Genomic DNA, 17,857 nt, shown 5'->3' with positions numbered 1-17,857 from the left:
GAAGAATCATGAAAAAAGTCCTTATCCTTGGCATCAACGGTTTTATCGGCCACCACCTGTCGCGGCGCATACTCGATACCACCGACTGGCATGTCTACGGCATGGACATGCATACCGACCGCATTGCCGGTCTGCTCGACAACGAGGCCTACCGCGCGCGGCTGCATTTCTACGAAGGCGACATCACGATCAACAAGGAGTGGATCGAGTACCACGTCAAGAAATGCGACGTGATCCTGCCGCTGGTGGCGATCGCCACGCCTGCCACCTACGTGAAGCAGCCGCTGCGCGTGTTCGAGCTCGATTTCGAGGCCAACCTGCCCATCGTGCGCGCAGCCGCCAAGTACGGCAAGCACCTGGTGTTCCCGTCGACGTCGGAGGTCTACGGCATGTGCCAGGACGACCAGTTCGATCCCGAGCACTCCGACCTGGTCTGCGGTCCGATCAACAAGCCGCGCTGGATCTATTCCAACGCCAAGCAGCTGATGGACCGGGTGATCTGGGCCTACGGCATGGAAGGCCTGAACTTCACGCTGTTCCGCCCGTTCAACTGGATCGGCGACGGCCTCGATTCGATCCACACCGCCAAGGAAGGTTCGTCGCGGGTGGTGACCCAGTTCTTCGGCCACATCGTGCGCGGCGAGCCGATCTCGCTGGTCGATGGCGGCGGGCAGAAACGCGCGTTCACGTATATCGACGACGGCATCGACGCCCTGATGCGCATCATCGCCAATGAAGGCGGCGTCGCCAGCGGCAAGATCTACAACATCGGCAACCCCGACAACAATTTCTCGATCCGCGAGCTGGCGCAGATGATGCTCAAGCTGGCGGCCGACTATCCCGAGTATGCGCCGGCCGCGCGCAAGGTCGCGATCGTCGACACCACGGCCAGCGCCTATTACGGCGCCGGCTACCAGGACGTGCAGAACCGCGTACCGAAGATCAGCAACACCATCGAGGAACTGGGCTGGGCGCCGCGCACGGGCATGGGCGACGCGCTGCGTCACATCTTCGACGCCTATCGCGGCCAGCTCAACCAGGCGCAGGCGCTGATCGATTGATGCGCCCGATCCTGACGCTGAAGATCGATGTCGACACCCTGCGCGGCACCGAGCTGGGCGTGGGCAATCTGGTGCGCATGCTGCAGGCGCACCAGGCCAACGCCACCTTCCTGTTTTCGCTGGGCCCCGACCATACCGGATGGGCCCTGCGGCGCGTGCTGCGGCCCGGCTTTTTCAGCAAGGTGGCGCGCACCTCGGTGATCGAACACTATGGCTTAAAGACGCTGATGTACGGCACCCTGCTGCCCGGTCCCGACATCGGCAAACGGTGCGCCGCTGCCATGCGCGCGGTGCGCGACGCCGGCTTCGAGTGCGGCATCCATACCTGGGACCACGTGCTGTGGCAGGATAACGTCGCCTTGCGCGGCGCCGACTGGACGCGCGACCTGATGCGCCGCGCCGCGCTGCGCTATGCCGACATTTTCGGCACGCCGGCCGCCACCCACGGCGCTGCCGGCTGGCAGATGAATGCCGCCGCCATGGCCGAACACGACACGGCCGGGTACCGCTATGCGTCCGACGGCCGGGCGCCGCTCGACGCGCGCGGCGCGCTGCGCGACCCGGCCAGCGGGCCGCACCGCATCAGCGTCGATGGCGCGCCGCTGCGCTGCGTGCAGCTGCCCACCACGCTGCCCACGCTGGACGAACTGCTGGGACGCGAGATCGACAGCACGCTGATCACGGTGCACAATGTCGCCGCCCACCTGCTGGCGCTGACCGCGCAGCAGCGCGACCACGTCTACACGCTGCACGCCGAACTTGAAGGCCAGAAGCTGGCGCCCGTGTTCGCGCAGCTGCTGGCCGGCTGGCGCGACCAGGGCTATCAGCTCGGCGCCATGGCCGACCATTACCGGCGCATCGACGACCAGGACCGGCTAGACGCGCTGCCGGTGGTGCCGCTCGGCTGGGGCGAACTGCCGGGGCGCTCGGGCCGCGTGATCATGCAGGGCGGGGCGCCATGACGGCCCGTACCTGCGCTCGATGGCAGCGAAGGGGAGGCCGCTAGTGCCGCCGGCGCTCGCGCAGTTCCTGCGCTTTACCCTGGTCGGCGCGTCCGGCACGGCCGTGCAATACCTGTCGCTGTGGATCGGCGTCGAGCGCTTCGGCGCCGATGCGGCCATCGCGTCCGGCACCGGCTACGTGCTCGGCTCGGTGGTCAACTACGTGCTCAATTATTTTTTCACCTTTGCCAGCCGCGCGCCGCAGTGGCGCGCCGCCAGCCGCTATTTCGCCTTGCTGGGCGTGGGCTGGTGCTGGAACGCGCTGCTGATGCTGGCGCTGGTGCATGGCGCCGGCTGGCACTACTGGCCGGCGCAGCTGCTCGCTTCGGCCGTGGTCCTGCTGTGGAACTTCTGCGGCAGCCGCTGGTGGGCGTTCCGCGCCGGCACCTAGGCCGGTCAGAAGCGGTCACGCTGGCCCGCTGGCGCACGCCCCTGTCCAGCATGCACAAATTGCATTAAGATGAGGTCTCGACCAAGGAATATCATGCCCAATCGCCGATCCGTATTGACCATGCTTGGCGGCGCCGCCGGCGCCGTGTTGTTGCCCAACCTTGCCGGTGCCGCCGGCACGCTGGAGCCGTTGAAGGATATCGCCGCCCGCAAGGGCATGCGCTTCGGCTGCGCGGTCGGCTGGCACGGCGGCAGCAGTTTTGCCGAGAGCGACTATGGCCGCCTGGTGGCGCGCGAGTGCGGCGTGATCGTGTCCGAGAACGGCACCAAGTGGCCGGCGCTGCAGCCGCAGCCGGGACCGCACCGCTTCGGCGCCGCCGACGAGATGGTTGCCTGGGCCAAGCGCAGCGGCATGCTGGTGCGCGGTCATAACCTGATCTGGCAATCGCGGCGCTGGCCGCCGGACTGGGTCAACCAGTACGATTTCGGCGCGTCGCCGGCGCAAGCGGCCGAGCGCCTGATGACCGAGCACATCAAGGCGGTATGTACGCACTTCGGCCGCGAGATGTTCAGCTACGACGTGGTCAACGAGGCGGTCGATCCGAAGACCGGTGAGCTGATCGGCAATGTGCTGAGCCAGAAGATGGGCGTGATCGAACAGATCGACCTGGCCTTCGTGCTGGCGCGCCAGTACGCGCCTGGCGCCCAGCTGGTCTACAACGATTACATGGGGCCGGGCGCGGGCAGCGCCAAGCACCGGGCCGGCGTGCTGGCGCTGCTCAGCGCCCTGCGCGCCCGCGGCACGCCGGTCGACGCCCTCGGCCTGCAGAGCCATATCGGCGACATGCTGCCGCACACGGCCACCGCAGCCGGCAGCGAATGGCGCAAGTTCCTCGACCAGGTGACGGACATGGGCTTCGACCTGCTGATCACGGAATTCGATGTCAACGACCGCAAGCTGCCGGCCGATATCAGCGCGCGCGATGCCGGCGTGGCCGCGATCGCGCGCGATTATCTCGATCTGACGCTGAGCTACCCGCGCTGCCGCGACTTCCTGCTGTGGGGCATGGCCGACCACGTGAGCTGGTTGCAGCACTGGCCTGACGCCGTGCGCACCGACGGCCTGCCGCAGCGCCCCACGCCTTACGACAGCGAGCTGCGCGCCAAGCCGCTGCGCGACACCATCGTCCAGGCCCTGAAATTCATGCCGCCGCGCGCGAATTCGGCGCAGGGCCAGCTGTACCGCCCGGCGGACAGGTAACTGACAGGTAAGCGCGCTGTCAGGCCGCTTGCGCCGCCATCGCCTGGCGCAAGCTCAGCGGACGCATGTCGGTCCATACCTGTTCGATATAGGCCAGGCACTCTTCCTTGGTGCCGTGCTTGCCTGCTTCGGTCCAGCCTGCCGGTATGGCCTGGTAGTCCGGCCAGATCGAGTACTGTTCTTCCGCATTGACCACCACGTTGAAACGGGTGTCGGGGTGATCCCAACTCATGCTGCACTCCTTGTATGACGATGGCGCCCACGCGCCTCGAATCGACTCGCTTCGATTGTAAATCTAAACGATTATGATTCCTATTTAATTCTCGTTGTTTTCCTGATAAACTGAAAAAATATTCAGTTCGGCGTCCATGCTGATGGCGTTTATCGCCAGCAACCGGTCTGTTAAGACACTCACGAACGGCCTTCGCTGTCCAGGCCCGTTTCCAGGCGCATTCTTGCTCAAGACCCCGTTCCATGGCCCTGCGGTCCTGCGGCCGCGCCGAACCTCGTTCATTTTCAGGAGAGGGAGCAGGCATGCAATCAGCAGTGCAATCGGAAACAGGCGGTCGGTGCGACCGGGCGCTCGACGTATCACCGCTGCTGCCGGGCAGCGACTTGCCGCTGCTGGTGACGCCGGCCGGCGGCCAGCGCTGGCCCGCGACCGCGGCGGCGATGATCGCGGCAGCAAACGCCCACCTCGAGCGTGCCGGCGGGCTGCTGTTTCGCGGCTTCGGGCTGCACGGCGAGGCAGCGTTTCAACAGTTTGCGCGCAGCTTCGGCCACGAGCTGCTGACCTATGAATTCGGCTCCACCCCGCGCTCGGCGCTGGGCAAGGGCGTGTACACATCGACCGAGTACCCGGCGCACCAGGTCATCCCCCTCCATGGCGAGCAGTCGTACACGCGCCAGTGGCCGATGAAGATCTGGTTCCATTGCGTGCAGGCCAGCGAGGAGGGCGGCGAGACGCCGATCGCCGACAGCCGCCTGATCTACGCGCGGCTCGATCCGGCGCTGCGCCGCCATGTCGAAAAAAAGCGCCTGATGTACACGCGCAATTACGGCAACGGCCTCGATCTGCCGTGGCAGGACGCCTTCAATACGGACGACCGCGCCGTCGCCGAGCGCTATTGCCGCGACCAGCAGATCGAGTTCGAATGGAAGGCGGACGGCGAACTGCGCACGCGGCAGGTGTGCCAGGCCGTGGCCCGCCACCCGCGCACGGGCGAAGATGTCTGGTTCAACCAGGCCCATCTCTTTCACGTCTCCAACCTGGCGCCGGCGGTGCGCGACGCGCTGATGCTGCTGGTGGACGACGAACGCGATCTGCCCCGGAACGTCTACTACGGCGACGGCACGCCGATCGAAGCGTCGGTGCTCGACGAGATCCGCGGCGTGCTCGATGACTGCACGGTCATGTTCCCGTGGCAGCAAGGCGATGTGCTGATGCTCGATAATATGCTGGCCGCGCACGGGCGCGCCACGTTCAAGGGCGCGCGCAAGATCATCGTTGCGATGGCGGAGGCCGGACATGAATGATCTGGCGACGGCATGGAGTCCGGCGTTCCCGGCGGCCGGTCAGGCGCTCAGCCATGGCCAGCAGGCCTTGTGGACCTTCTACCGGATGGCGCCCGACAGTCCGGCCTATAACATGGCGTTCGGCGCGGAACTGGCGGGGCCGGTGGACCTGGCGCTGCTGCGCCGCGCCTACGGGCACGCCGAGCGCAGTTTCGAGGTGCTCGGCTGCGTCTACCGTGACGACGAGGGCGGGGGCGGACCGCGCATGGTGCAGCGGGCGGCGCCCGGCGACGACTTCGCGGTCGAGACCACGCACGGCCTGGGTCCGGCCGCCGCGCGGGCTGTACTCGAGCGCCATGCCGACCAGCCGTTTGCGCTGGAAACCGACGCGCCGGTGCGGGCGCGCGTGCTGATCGATCACGATGGCGGCCGGGTGCGCACCTACCTGGTCGCCGTCATGCACCATATCGCCGCCGATTTCGGCAGCAGCTTCGTGTTCCTCGAGACCCTGTTCCGGGCCTACGAAGCGCTGCGCGCCGGCCAGACGCCGGTTGCGCGCAGCGATGCGCTGTACCGCGAATGGCTCGACCAGCACAGCGCCATGCTGGCCGGACCGCGCGGTCACAAGCTCGAACGGTTCTGGCGCGAGCGCCTGGCCGGCGACCCCGGCGCCCTGTTGCTGGCCACCGATTTTGCACGGCCTGCGGCGCCCGCGTTCGAGGGCGCCGAAGTGGAGTTCCACATCGACGCCGAGGAGGCGGACCAGCTGCGGCAACTGGCCGCCAGCCATGGCACATCGCTGTACGGCGTGCTGCTGGCCGCCTATCTGGTGTTCCTGCACCGCTACACCGGACAGGACGAATTCCTGGTCGGTACGCCGGTGGCGGGCCATAGCGGCGCGCGTTACCGCGAACTGCTGGGCTTTACGCTCAACGCCATCCCCGTGCGCGCCGACTGCCGCAGCAACCCGCCGTTCGCGGCGTTTCTGGCTGCCTGCTGGCAGCAGCTGCGCACGGCGCTGAAACACCAGCAGTATCCGCTGGCGCTGATGACCGAGCGCTTTGCGCCGCTGCACGACGGCGCGCGGGCGCCGCTGTTCCGCCACATGATGACGCTGGTGCCGCGCGGCGAACGCACGGTGCTGGACCGCCATGTGGCGCGCGAACTGTTTGCCACCCAGCGCGGCGCCGCCAACGACCTGAATCTGCGCTGGCAGGATTCGGGCCAGGGACTGCTCGGGCAGTGGCGCTACGACACCAGCTTGTTCTGCGCCGGTACGATCGAGCGCATGGTGCGGCACTTCCGCGCGCTGCTGCGCGACATCGTGGCCCATCCGCAGGCGCGCCTGAGCCAGCTGCTGCTCGATCCGCGCCACCTGTCGCTGGCAGCCGGCCCGGCCTTGCCCGGGCCGGCCCCGGCTGCCGCGGCCGAATTGACTGCAACCGCGCTGGCGATGTTCGAACACCAGGCCGCGCTGCGGCCGCAGGCGCTCGCACTCGACGGGCCAAGCGGGACACTGACCTACGCCGAGCTGGATCGGGCCGCGCTGCGCCTGGCGCAGCGGCTGCAGGGCGCCGGCGTGGCCAGCGGCGACCGCGTCGGCCTGCTGCTGGCGCGCGATACGCCGCTCATGGTAGCCATGCTGGGGGCGTGGCGCGCGGGCGCCGCCTACCTGTGCCTCGACGGCAGCCTGCCCGCGCAGCGCCTGCGCCAGCTGCTCGACGACGCCGGCGTGGTGCTGACGCTGGGCAGCGGCGCCGCGCCGACGCTGCTGGCGGGCCGGCCATGGCTCGCCGTGGACGACCCGCAAGCCGGCGCCGACGCGGCCGACGGCGCCGCCGGCCGCTGGCGCGCGCCAATCTGTCTGCCATCGCAGCCGGCGTATCTGATCTACACCTCCGGTTCCACCGGCGCGCCCAAGGGCGTGGTGCTCAGCCAGGGCAACCTGGCGCAGTACGTGACGGGCCTGATGCCGCGCCTCGATCTGCCGCCGGACGCCAGCCTGACGGCCTTGTCGTCGCTGACCGCCGACCTCGGATACACGGCATGGTTCGGTGCGCTGCTGACCGGCCGCACCCTGCGCCTGATCGCCGACGCTGCCAGCGCCGACCCGGAAACCCTGGCCGAGCAGCTCGAACGCCAGCCGGTCGACTGCCTGAAAATCGTGCCGTCGCACCTGAAAGCCCTGCTGGCGGTGGACCGTCCGCAACGGCTGCTGCCGCGCCGCTGCCTGGTACTGGGCGGCGAGGGGCTCGATCCGGACCTGGTCCGGCGCGTCAACGCCTTGCTACCCGACTGCCGCGTGGTCAACCATTACGGCCCCACCGAAGCGACCGTGGGCTGCCTGACCCAGGATGCGGCGCTGGCGCAGCCGGGGCTGTCCACCTATGTGCCGGTTGGCGCCCCGCTGGCCGGCCGCATCGCCTGCGTGCTCGACGCACGCGCCAACCTGCTGCCGCTGGGCGCCGTCGGCGAACTGTATCTGGGCGGCGCCGGCGTGGCCAGCGGCTATCTGCACCGCCCGGACCTGACCGCCGAGCGCTTCGTGCCCGATCCGGTTTCCGGCGTCCCGGGCGCGCGCCTGTACCGCAGCGGCGACCGCGTGCGCATGCTCGATGGCGGCGTGCTGGAATTCCTCGGACGCGCCGACGACCAGGTCAAGATCCGTGGTTTCCGGGTCGAGCTGGGCGAGGTGGAAGCCTGGCTCAAGGCCCGCCCGGAGCTGGCCAACGCTGCCGTGGTGGCGCGGGCGCAGCCGGGCGGCGCGGGCTTGCGCCTGGTGGCCAGCCTGGTCGCGCGCGATCGCAGCGCGCCGGCCGGGCAGCTGATCGACGATGTGCGGGCTGCCATGGCGCTGGCCCTGCCCGACGCCATGGTGCCTGCCGCCTGGCAGGTGCTGGCCCGGCTGCCGCTGCTGGCCAACGGCAAGGTCGATCGCAAAGGCTTGCCGGAGCCGGCCGCCATGCCCGGTCCGCTGGCGCCGGCGCAGCAGGCGCCGCATACTGGCCACCAGGCCACGCTGGCGCTGCTATGGGCCGAAGTACTCGGCGGCACGGCCGAGCAGGTGGCGCTCGACGCCAACTTCTTTGCCAGCGGCGGCGATTCCATCCTCGGTCTGCAGCTGGTTGCCAAGGCGCGCAAGCTGGGACTCAAACTCACACCGAAGCAGTTGTTCGATCATCCGACCATCGCGCAACTGGCGGCCTGCCTGCCGCCGCCGGTTCAGGTGCCGGGTACGTCGAGTGCCGCTGCCGCTGTTGCAGCTTCGGCAGCGCCAGTCGCGTACCGGAACGCGCCTGACACGGCGCCCGATCGCCTCCCCTCGGTCGATGCGGTCGCTGCGGTCGGTGCGGTCGATGCGGTCGAGCGAGCGGCAGAAGCGCTGCAAGAACACCCGGCGACGGCCTGCGCACCGCAGTTCCGGAACGGGCCGGACGGTGAGGCCGGACCTGATGCGGCGCCGCAGCCGTGTGATGTGCCGTTTGCGCTGGCCGGACTCGATCCGCTGCAGTTATCGGCGCTGCAGCAAGCGTATCCGGGTCTGCAGGATGCCTACCCGCTGTCGCTGCTGCAAACCGGCCTGCTGTTTCACAGCCGGCTCGACGCCGAGGCCGGGGGCAGCGGTGTGTATTGCAACCAGCTGGTGCTGGAACTGAACGGCCCGTTTGCGCCCGAGGCGATGCGCGACGCCTGGCAGCAGGCGATCGACGCCCACGCCATCCTGCGCACCGGTTTCGCCTGGCACGGCCTGGAACAGCCGCTGCAATGCGTGGTAGCCAATGCCCGACTCGACTTGCAGCTGCACGACTGGCAGGCGCTCGACCGCGCGGCGCAAGCCCGGGCCCTCGACGACTTGTGCCGCACCGACCGCCGTCGCGGCTTCGCGCTCGCGCAGGCGCCGCTGATGCGGGTGGCGCTGATACGGCTGGCGCCGCAGCAGTGGCTGCTGATCTGGAGCCGTCATCACCTGATCGTCGATGGCTGGTGTTCGGTCATGCTGCTCGAAGAGGTGCTCGAGCGCTACCGGGCAGGGGCGGCCGGCGCAGCGCCTGCCCTGCGCCCGCGCCCGGCGTACCGCCGGTATATCGACTGGCTGCTGCGCCAGGGCGACCCGGCCCGCGGCGCAGCCTTCTGGCGCGCCCGCCTGGCTGGCATGGAAGGCGCCACGCCGCTGGCGCCGCTGCGCGGACCGGCTGCGGCCAGCGGCAGCCATCACACGCAGACCTTGCCCATCGCGCCGGCGACTGCCGGGGCGCTGCGCCAGCTCGCGCGCCAGGCGCAGGTCACGCTCAATACGGTGATGCAGGCGGCCTGGGCACTCCTGCTGGCGCGCTACAGCGGTCAGCACGACGTGACCTTCGGCGTCACATCGGCCGGCAGGCCGACCGACCTTGCCGATGCGCAGGACATGCTCGGGGTGTTCATCAACACGCTGCCATTGCGGCTGTATCCGCGCCCGGCGCTGGCGCTGGCGCGCTTCCTGCAGGCCGTGCAGCAGGAAAACGGCGCGATCCGCGAGTACGAACAAAGTCCGCTGGCCGAGATCCAGCAGCAAGCGGCCCACGGCGGCGCGCTGTTCGATACGCTGATGGTGTTCCAGAACCTGCCGCTGGCGCAGGGCCGGCGCTGGCAGTGCGAAACGCCGCAAGGCCCGCTGCACCTGCACCAGCGCGACAACCACGAACAAAGCAACTACGGTCTCACCATCGAAGTCATGCCCGACCAGCACATCGACGTGCTGTTCAGCGCCGATACCGGGCGCTTGCCCGCTGCGGCGCTGTCCGAACTGATGGGGCACTACCGCAATCTGTTGCTGTCACTGGCCGGCGCCAGCGCCGACGCGCCGCTGGCCGACCTGGCCATGCTCGCTACCAGGGAAGCCCAGGCGGTGCTGCAGCTGGGCCGCAACGCTGGCGGCCCCTGGAACGACCTGCCGGTGCAGGCGCAATTCGCGCTGCAGGCGGCGCTGCGGCCCGAGGCCATCGCGCTGATCGCCTGCGACCGCACGCTGACCTACGGCGCGCTCAACCTGCGCGCCAACCGCCTGGCCCATGCGCTGATCGCGCGCGGCGCGGCGCCCGAGGCGCGCATCGGCATCGCCATCGAGCGTTCGGTGGACATGCTGATCGGCCTGCTGGCGATCCTGAAAACGGGCGCCGCCTACGTGCCGCTCGATCCCGGCTACCCGGCCGAGCGCCTCGCGCACATGATTGCCGACAGCGGCATGGCGCTGCTGCTGACGCAGAACGCGGTGCTGCCGCTGCTGCCCGTTTTGCCGCCTGCGGTCGCGGTGCAGCTGGTGGACCAGGTGGACCAGGTGGACCAGGTGGTGGAGGCCCCAACTGCGCACGACCACGACTCCGGTGTACGGACGCTGGGCCAGCACCTGGCCTACGTGATCTATACCTCGGGTTCGACCGGCAAGCCGAAAGGCGTGGGCATCACCCACCAGGCCTTGAGCCGCCATGTACAGGTGTCGGTCGGCTTCTTCGGGCTGACGGCGCAGGACCGCATGCTGCAGTTCTCGACCCTCAATTTCGACGGCTTCGTCGAGCAGACCTGGCCCACGCTGTGCACCGGTGCTGCGCTGGTCTTGCGCGGCCCCGAGTTGTGGGACAGCGAGATGTTCTACGCAGCGCTACACCGTCACCGGATCACCGTGGCCGACCTGACGACCGCCTACTGGTCGCTGCTGGTGCAGGATTTTGCCGCGCGCGGCCCGCGCGACTATGGTGCGCTGCGCCAGGTCCATGCCGGCGGCGAGGCGATGCCGCCGGAAACGCTGCAGGCCTGGCGCCAGGCCGGCATGGCGCCGATCCGGCTACTGAATACCTACGGTCCGACCGAGGCCACGGTCACCGCGACAGTGCTCGACTGCACGCCCTACGTGGCCGAGGGCGCGGCAGCACCGGTGCAGATGCCGATCGGCGTACCGCTACCGGGCCGCGCCGTGCAGGTGCTCGACGCCGACCTGGCGCTGGCGCCGCCGGGCGCCGCCGGCGAACTGTGCATCGGCGGCGCACTGCTGGCGCGCGGTTACCTGGGCCGGCCCGGCCTGACGGCCGAACGCTTCGTGCCCGACCCGCACGGCGCGCCCGGCGCGCGCCGCTATCGCAGCGGAGACCTGGTGCGCTGGCGCGACGGTCAGCTCGACTATTTAGGGCGCCTCGATCACCAGGTCAAGATCCGCGGCTTCCGCGTGGAACTGGGGGAAGTCGAGGCGCAACTGCTGGCGCAGCCGGCCGTGCGTGAAGCGGTGGTGGTGGCACGGGACGGCGCCGCCGGTCTGCAGCTGGTGGGCTACATCAGCCCGCAGCTGGGCGCCGACCAGGTGGCGGCAATGCGCCAGGCGCTGGCGGCCGCGCTGCCCGAGTACATGCAGCCGGCCGCGATCGTGACGCTGGGGCGCTTGCCGATGAGCCCAGCAGGCAAGGTGGACCGGAGCGCGCTGCCGGCGCCGGCGTCTGCAGCGCCGGGCGCCGACCGGGACGAGGCGCCGCCGCAGGGCGATCGCGAACAGGCGCTCGCGGCCATCTGGTGCACGCTGCTGGCGCTGCCTCATGTGCGCCGCGACGACAATTTCTTTGCGCTGGGCGGCCATTCGCTACTGGCCATGCGCCTGATCGCGCGTGTGCGCATGACGCTGCAGTGCGAACTGCCGCTGCGCAGCGTCTTCGGTGCGCCGACGCTGGCGGCGATGGCGGCGGCCATCGCCGACTGTCAGGCATCTGCGCAGCCGGCCTTGCCGCCACTGCAGGCGTTGCCGCGCACCGGCGCGCCGCTGCCGCTGTCGTTGCCGATGTCGCTGGCGCAGCAGCGACTGTGGCTGGTGGAGCGGCTGGCCGGCAGCGCCTCGCCCGCCTACAACATGGGCGCGACCGTGCGGCTGACAGGCCGGCTCGTCGTACCCGCACTGGCCTGCGCGCTCGACTGGCTGGTGGCGCGCCATGAAAACCTGCGCAGCCGCTATCCCGAGAACGCGGCCGATCCCGACGGCTACCCGTGCATGACCATCGCCGACCGCCTGCCGCTGCAGCTGCCCGTGACCGACCTGCGCGCGCTGGACCCGCCGGCCCGCGCACTGGCGGTCGCGCAGGCCATGCGCAGCGAAGCGCAGCAGCCATTCGACCTCGAACGGGGGCCGCTGATCCGGGCCGGCCTGCTGCGCACCGATGACGACACCTTCCTGCTGCTGTTCTCGTTGCACCACATCGTGGCCGACGGCTGGTCGGTGGGCGTGCTCACGCGCGAACTGGCGCTCGCCTATGCGGCCTTCTGCGACGGCGCGCCGCCGCAACTGGCGCCGCTGCCGCTGCAATACGCCGACTATGCGGCCTGGCAGCACACGGTGCTGGCCGGCCCCGAGGGCGCGCGGCAAACCGCGTTCTGGCGCCAGGCGCTGGCCGGCGCCCCCGCCGTGCTCGCGCTGCCGCTGGACAGGCAGCGCGCACCGGTGGCGCAGCTGAAGGGCGACACCGCGCACTTCACGGTGCCGGCGGCGCTGATGAGCAGGGTCGATAGCATGGCCAGGGCCACCGGGGCAACGCCGTTCATGGTACTGCTGGCCAGCTTCCAGCTGATGCTGCACAGCCTGACCCTGGCCGACGACATCGTGATCGGCACCGATGTCGCGGGCCGTGGCCACAGCGACCTCGAAGGGCTGATCGGCTTCTTCGTCAATGTGCTGCCGCTGCGCTCGCAGGTGGCGGCGGGCGACGATTTTGCCGCGCTGCTCGAGCGCACCACGCGTGCCACGCTGGCTGCCTTCGAGCACCAGGACCTGCCGTTCGACCGCATCGTCGAAGCGGCGGGCACACCGCGCGACCGCCGCTGGAACCCGCTCGTGCAACTGCTGTTCGTGCTGCAGAACACGCCGGCCGGCACGCTGGACATGCCGGGCGTGGCAGCGACCGTGCTGCCGCCCGTGGCGCGCTACTCCAAGTTCGACATGGCGCTGTTCCTGGAACCCCGCGATGGCGGCGCGCTGGCAGGCGAGTGGGTATTTTCGACCGCGCTGTTCGCGCGCGACAGCGTGGAACGGCTGGCGCAAGCCTGGCTGGCCACGCTCGAACAGGCGCTCGGCGCGCCGGCCACGCCGCTTGCCGAGTTCCGCCGCACGGTCGATCGCCATGTCCAGCACCACCCCCAACGCAACATCGAACGCAGCGAGCGCACCGATCATACCCCCCACCACATCCCAGCCACGCAAATACCGTACACCGAGGACACCATGGACCGAACTGCCGCCACGCCGCTTGCCGTCAACAAGCTCGCCGGCCTGAAAAAGACGATGCCGCAGGCCGGTGCCAGGCCGGCGCCGCGCGCCACCATCCGCCAGGCAGCGCTGCATGCCGGACGCGATTTTCCGCAATTGATCGAGCCGGTTGCCGACGATCTCGATCCGGTGGCGTGGGCGCGCAGCCAGCGCGACTGGATCGACGCCACCCTGCGCCAGCATGGCGGCATCGTGTTCCGAGGCTTCGGACTGCAATCGCCGCAGGAATTCGAGTCGTTTGCCGAAGCGATCGACGACCAGCTGTATGGCGAGTACGGCGACCTGCCGAAGAAGGAGGGCGGCAAGAAGACCTACCGTTCCACGCCGTATCCCGAGCAGCAGATGATCCTGTTCCACAACGAGAGTTCCCACCTCGACCGCTGGCCGCGCAAGCAGTGGTTCTTCTGCGAGCTGCCGGCGCCTGTCGGCGGCGCCACGCCGATCGTCGATTGCCGGGAAATGCTGCGTCGTCTGCCGCCCGAGGTGGTGGAGGTGTTCGAACGCAAGCAGCTGATGTACGTGCGCACGTTCACCGAAAAATTCGATGTTTCGTGGCGCGATTTCTATAACACCGACGACCGTGCCGAAGTCGAAGCGCGCTGCGCGGCGGCCGGCATCGCCTGCCGCTGGTTCGACGACGATACGCTGCAAACGCGCACCGTGTGCCCGGCCGTGATCACCCATCCGCTGACCGGCGAGCGCAGTTTCTTCAACCAGGTGCAGCTGCATCACATTTATTTCCTGGAACCGGAAGTGCGCGACGACCTGCTGGCCATGGTCGGCATCGACCGCATGCCGCGCCATGTGTATTACGGCGACGGCACCCCGATCGACGATGCGGTGATGCGCCTGATCGGTGAACTGTACGAGGCTTGTGCGGTGCGTTTCGACTGGCGCCAGGGCGATGTCGTCATGCTCGACAATATGCTGGCTGCGCATGCGCGCGACCCGTTCCAGGGGCCGCGCAAGATCGTGGTGGCGATGAGCGAAATGACCGGACGCGCGCAGCTGCCGCAGGGCGGTGCGGCATGAACGCGCCCGACACCGTGCACGTGGTGGACCACTTTGCGCTGAGCGCGGAGCAGCGCGCCGTGGCGCCCGGATCCGGCGCCCCCGGCCAGGGCTGCGACACGGGCGCAGGCGATGCCATCGTCCTGACCATCGCCATCGGCGGCCCGCTCGTGTTGCCGCGGCTGCGCGCTGCAGTGCGGGCGCTGGCGCTGCGCCACACCCAGCTGTGCGCCCGTTTTAGCACCGTCGAAGGCTATCGAGGCCTGCGCCAGTGGATCGTGCCGCCCGAGGCAGCCGGCTGGGACCTGGCCGAAGCGCCGGTGGGACCGGCCACTGCTGCCGGCACGCCTGCCGGCAGCAGCGCTGCGCAGGTAGTGCTGCATGCGCTGGCCGAAGACCGCTGGCGACTGGCATGGCGGCTACCGGCACTGGTGGCCGACCGGCGCAGCGCGGAAATCCTGTATCGCGACCTGGTGCGCGCGTATGCCGGACTGGCCGATGAGCAGCCATTGCAGTACGCCGAATTCGCGGCATGGCGGCGCGACCTGGAGCAGGGCGAAGATGGCGACGCCGGCCGCGCCTACTGGTCGGACCTGGCGCGCCACGCGCCGTTGCACTTGTCGTACCGCGCCGCTGCCGCCGCTGCTGCTGACGATCGGCAGCCGCCGGGCGTCGAGCGGCACGACCTGGACACATCGGTGTCCGCCAGCCTGGTGCGCGTGGCCGCTGCCCATGCGGTGGCGGTACCGGTGCTGCTGCAGGCCGCGTGGTGGGCGCTCCTGGCGCTTATCCAGGGACACGGGGAATTTGCTGCCGGCTGGCGCCACGATTGCCGCCGCGATTATGAGGTCATGGACGGCGCCGTCGGCGTGTTCGAGAAAATCCTGCCGCTTGCTATCACGCTGACGCTGGACGAACCGTTCCACCAGTGGCTGGCGCGCTGTGCGCAGATGCTGGCGCAGCATGTGGCAGCCCAGGAGTTCGCCCCGCTGGCGGCGGCCGGGACGATCGCCGCTGGCGCCGGCTTTGCGTGCGGCGACCTGCCGCCTGCCGTGACCGACGGCGGCGTCACCTTTGCCTGCGGCGCGCTGCCCGACGGCGCGCTGCGCTTCGAGCTGGAACTGCTGGTCGAATTCGATGGTGCGCAACCGCGCCGCCTCAACCTGCGTCATGCACCGTGCTACGGTGCAGCGGCAGTCGCGCGCCTGCTGCAACAGCTGGTGACGCTGCTGGCGGCGCTCGAACGCGATCAGGCGTTGCCGATCGACCGTCTGCCGGTGGTCGGCGCCGCCGAGCGCGCCGCCTTGCTGGCGCTGGCCGCTGAGACGATCGATATCGGCGAACGCATGTTGCCGCAGCGGCTGGCCGACTGGGCCCGTGCAACCCCCGGTGCGCCGGCGCTGCAGGCGCGCGACCTGGCGCTCGATTACCGGCAGCTGGACCAGCGCGTCAACCGCCTGGCGCACTGGCTGCGCGCGCAAGGCGTGTCATCGGGCAGCATCGTGGCGCTGGCCTTGCCGCGCAGCGGCGCCCTGGTGGTGACGCTGCTGGCCGTGCTGCGCGCGGGCGCCGCCTACCTGCCGCTCGACCCGGACTGGCCGCAGGCGCGCGTTGCCGCCATCCTCGACGACGCCCGGCCGGCGCTGCTGCTCACGCCTGCCGAAGACGGCCAGCGTGGCGCCGTGCGCTGCGTATCGCTGGCGGCGCTGGCGCCACAGCTGGCGCAGTGGCCCGCCACCGAACCGGCACACCTGCCGGCAGCAGACGATGCGGCGTATGTGCTGTACACGTCCGGTTCGACCGGCGCGCCCAAGGGCGTGATCATCGAACACCGGCAGCTGCTCAACTATGCGCTGGCTGCCAGCAGCGGCCTGGGGCTGGCCGAGGCGAAGCGCTTCGCACTCAGTTCCGCGCTGGCCGCCGACCTCGGCAACACGACATTGTTCGGCGCCTTGTTCAACGGCGCCTGCCTGGTGGTGGCCGACACCGCCGACATGCAGACCCCCGCCGACTTCGCCCGCTTTATCCGCGAAGGCGGCATCGATTGCCTGAAGATCGTGCCGTCGCACCTCGATGCCTTGCTCGATGACGAGTCGCCGGCATTGCCGGCGCGCGTGATCCTTGGCGGCGAAGCCACGCCGCGCCGGCTGCTCGCGCGCTTGCACGCGCTGGCGCCGCAGACCCTGATCTTCAACCACTACGGTCCGACCGAAACCACGGTAGGCGTAATGACTCATTTTCACCGGCCCGGTACGCCAGCGCCGGCAGTGCTGCCGCTCACGCAGGTGATGGCAAATTGCCGCGTGCTGGTGCTTGACAGACACGGGGCGCTGGTGCCGACCGGCGCCCTGGGCGAGTTGTACGTGGGCGGCGCCCAGCTGTGCCGCAGTTACCTGAACCGTCCCGGCGAACCGTTCGTGGCCGATCCGCTGGATCCTGGCGCGCGCCTGTACCGCACCGGCGACCTGGCGCGCCATCTGCCGGAGGGCGGCATCGAGCTGGCCGGTCGCGCCGATCACCAGCTCAAGCTGCGTGGCTACCGCATCGAACCGGCCGAGGTGGAAGCAGCGCTGCTGGCGCTGCCCGGGATGCGCCAGGCCGTGGTGGCGCCGCACGGCGAGGGCGGCCAGCGGCGGCTGGTGGCCTGGGTGGTCGCGTCGGTGCCGCCAGTCCCGCAGCACCAGGCGCACGTGCAGGCGCAGGCACCGCAGCAGGCACCGCAACAGGCTCAGCAGCAGGAAGCGCGCGATCAGTCCGCCCAGGTGGCCGCCTGGCTGGCGGCCCTGCGCGCCGTGCTGCCCGACGTGATGGTGCCGGCCGCCATCGTGCCGCTGCCGGCGCTGCCGCGCCTGGGCAACGGCAAAGTCGATCTGCGGGCGCTGCCGGCGCCAGGTCATCCGGTACAGCAGCCCGCCGAAGCGCAGGTGGCGCCCGCCACGGCACTCGAATGGCTGGTGGCGCACCTAATGGGCGAGGTGCTGGAGCAGCCCGCACCGGGCATGGACGACGATTTCTTTGCGCTGGGCGGGCATTCGCTGCTGGTGATCAAGCTGGTCGGCCGGATCCGCAAGGCGCTGCACGTGGAATTCGCTCCCGGCCTGGTGTTCGATCATCCGACACCGGCAGCCCTGGCGCGCGCGGTGGCGGCGCTGGCCGGCGACGGCGCGCAGCTGGAACAGGTGGCCGATCTGCGGCGCCAGCTGGCCGGCATGACGCCTGCTGCGCGCGCCGCCCTGCTACAGGGCGCGCCTGCATGAGGGAAGCTCGAAAAGCTACTGCGCGAGCCGCTATCGCCGCGCCGTTGCTCGGCGTACCGCCTTGCGCGTGCGCTACTGAACACGAT

At 69.7% G+C, this 17,857-nt stretch carries 8 protein-coding genes; 7 read left to right on the top strand and 1 reads right to left on the bottom strand.

Features of this window, described 5'->3' with window-relative positions; translation table 11 throughout:
• Positions 1–8: 8 nt before the first annotated feature.
• The 4 genes from ASF61_RS11470 (at position 9) to ASF61_RS11455 (ending at position 3,713) form a co-directional block, all read left to right on the top strand.
• Positions 9–1,061: a bifunctional UDP-4-keto-pentose/UDP-xylose synthase gene (locus tag ASF61_RS11470; protein ID WP_056155696.1), complete on the top strand. Its 1,053-nt coding sequence runs from the start codon at positions 9–11 to the stop codon at positions 1,059–1,061.
• The gene (locus ASF61_RS11465) at positions 1,061–2,023 is read left to right on the top strand and encodes a xylanase (protein ID WP_056155691.1); all 963 of its coding nucleotides are present in this window, start codon (positions 1,061–1,063) and stop codon (positions 2,021–2,023) included. Before ASF61_RS11470 ends, ASF61_RS11465 begins: the two co-directional genes overlap by 1 nt.
• Positions 2,024–2,066: 43 nt before the next feature.
• A complete protein-coding gene (locus ASF61_RS11460; RefSeq protein ID WP_229205812.1) occupies positions 2,067–2,453 on the top strand; it encodes a GtrA family protein in 387 nt (128 codons plus the stop codon).
• 93 nt (positions 2,454–2,546) lie between these two features.
• Positions 2,547–3,713, top strand: a complete 1,167-nt coding sequence (locus ASF61_RS11455) for an endo-1,4-beta-xylanase (RefSeq protein ID WP_229205811.1) — start codon at positions 2,547–2,549, stop codon at positions 3,711–3,713.
• A gap of 19 nt (positions 3,714–3,732) precedes the next feature.
• On the opposite strand, the gene ASF61_RS11450 is transcribed toward ASF61_RS11455, so the two are convergent.
• Entirely contained in the window at positions 3,733–3,945 is a 213-nt protein-coding gene (locus ASF61_RS11450) for an MbtH family NRPS accessory protein (protein ID WP_056155684.1), read from the bottom strand.
• Positions 3,946–4,247: 302 nt separating this feature from the next.
• Between ASF61_RS11450 and ASF61_RS11445 the strand changes: the two genes are divergently transcribed.
• Genes ASF61_RS11445 through ASF61_RS11435 form a run of 3 tightly spaced genes read left to right on the top strand, consistent with a single transcriptional unit; the run spans position 4,248 to position 17,771 of the window.
• Positions 4,248–5,249, top strand: a complete 1,002-nt coding sequence (locus ASF61_RS11445; protein WP_156369564.1) for a TauD/TfdA family dioxygenase — start codon at positions 4,248–4,250, stop codon at positions 5,247–5,249.
• Entirely contained in the window at positions 5,242–14,535 is a 9,294-nt protein-coding gene (locus ASF61_RS11440; protein WP_056155681.1) for a non-ribosomal peptide synthetase, read from the top strand. The genes ASF61_RS11445 and ASF61_RS11440 overlap by 8 nt, the downstream gene beginning before the upstream one ends.
• Positions 14,532–17,771 (top strand): amino acid adenylation domain-containing protein, encoded by a 3,240-nt coding sequence (locus ASF61_RS11435; RefSeq protein ID WP_056155678.1) that lies wholly within the window; start codon positions 14,532–14,534, stop codon positions 17,769–17,771. Before ASF61_RS11440 ends, ASF61_RS11435 begins: the two co-directional genes overlap by 4 nt.
• The last annotated feature ends 86 nt before the right edge of the window (positions 17,772–17,857 follow it).

It is taken from the genome of Duganella sp. Leaf126, from assembly GCF_001423125.1.
Classification (GTDB): domain Bacteria; phylum Pseudomonadota; class Gammaproteobacteria; order Burkholderiales; family Burkholderiaceae_D; genus Rugamonas.
The sequence above is the reverse complement of the archived record's forward strand: the minus strand, read 5'-3'. Positions and strand labels throughout refer to the sequence as shown.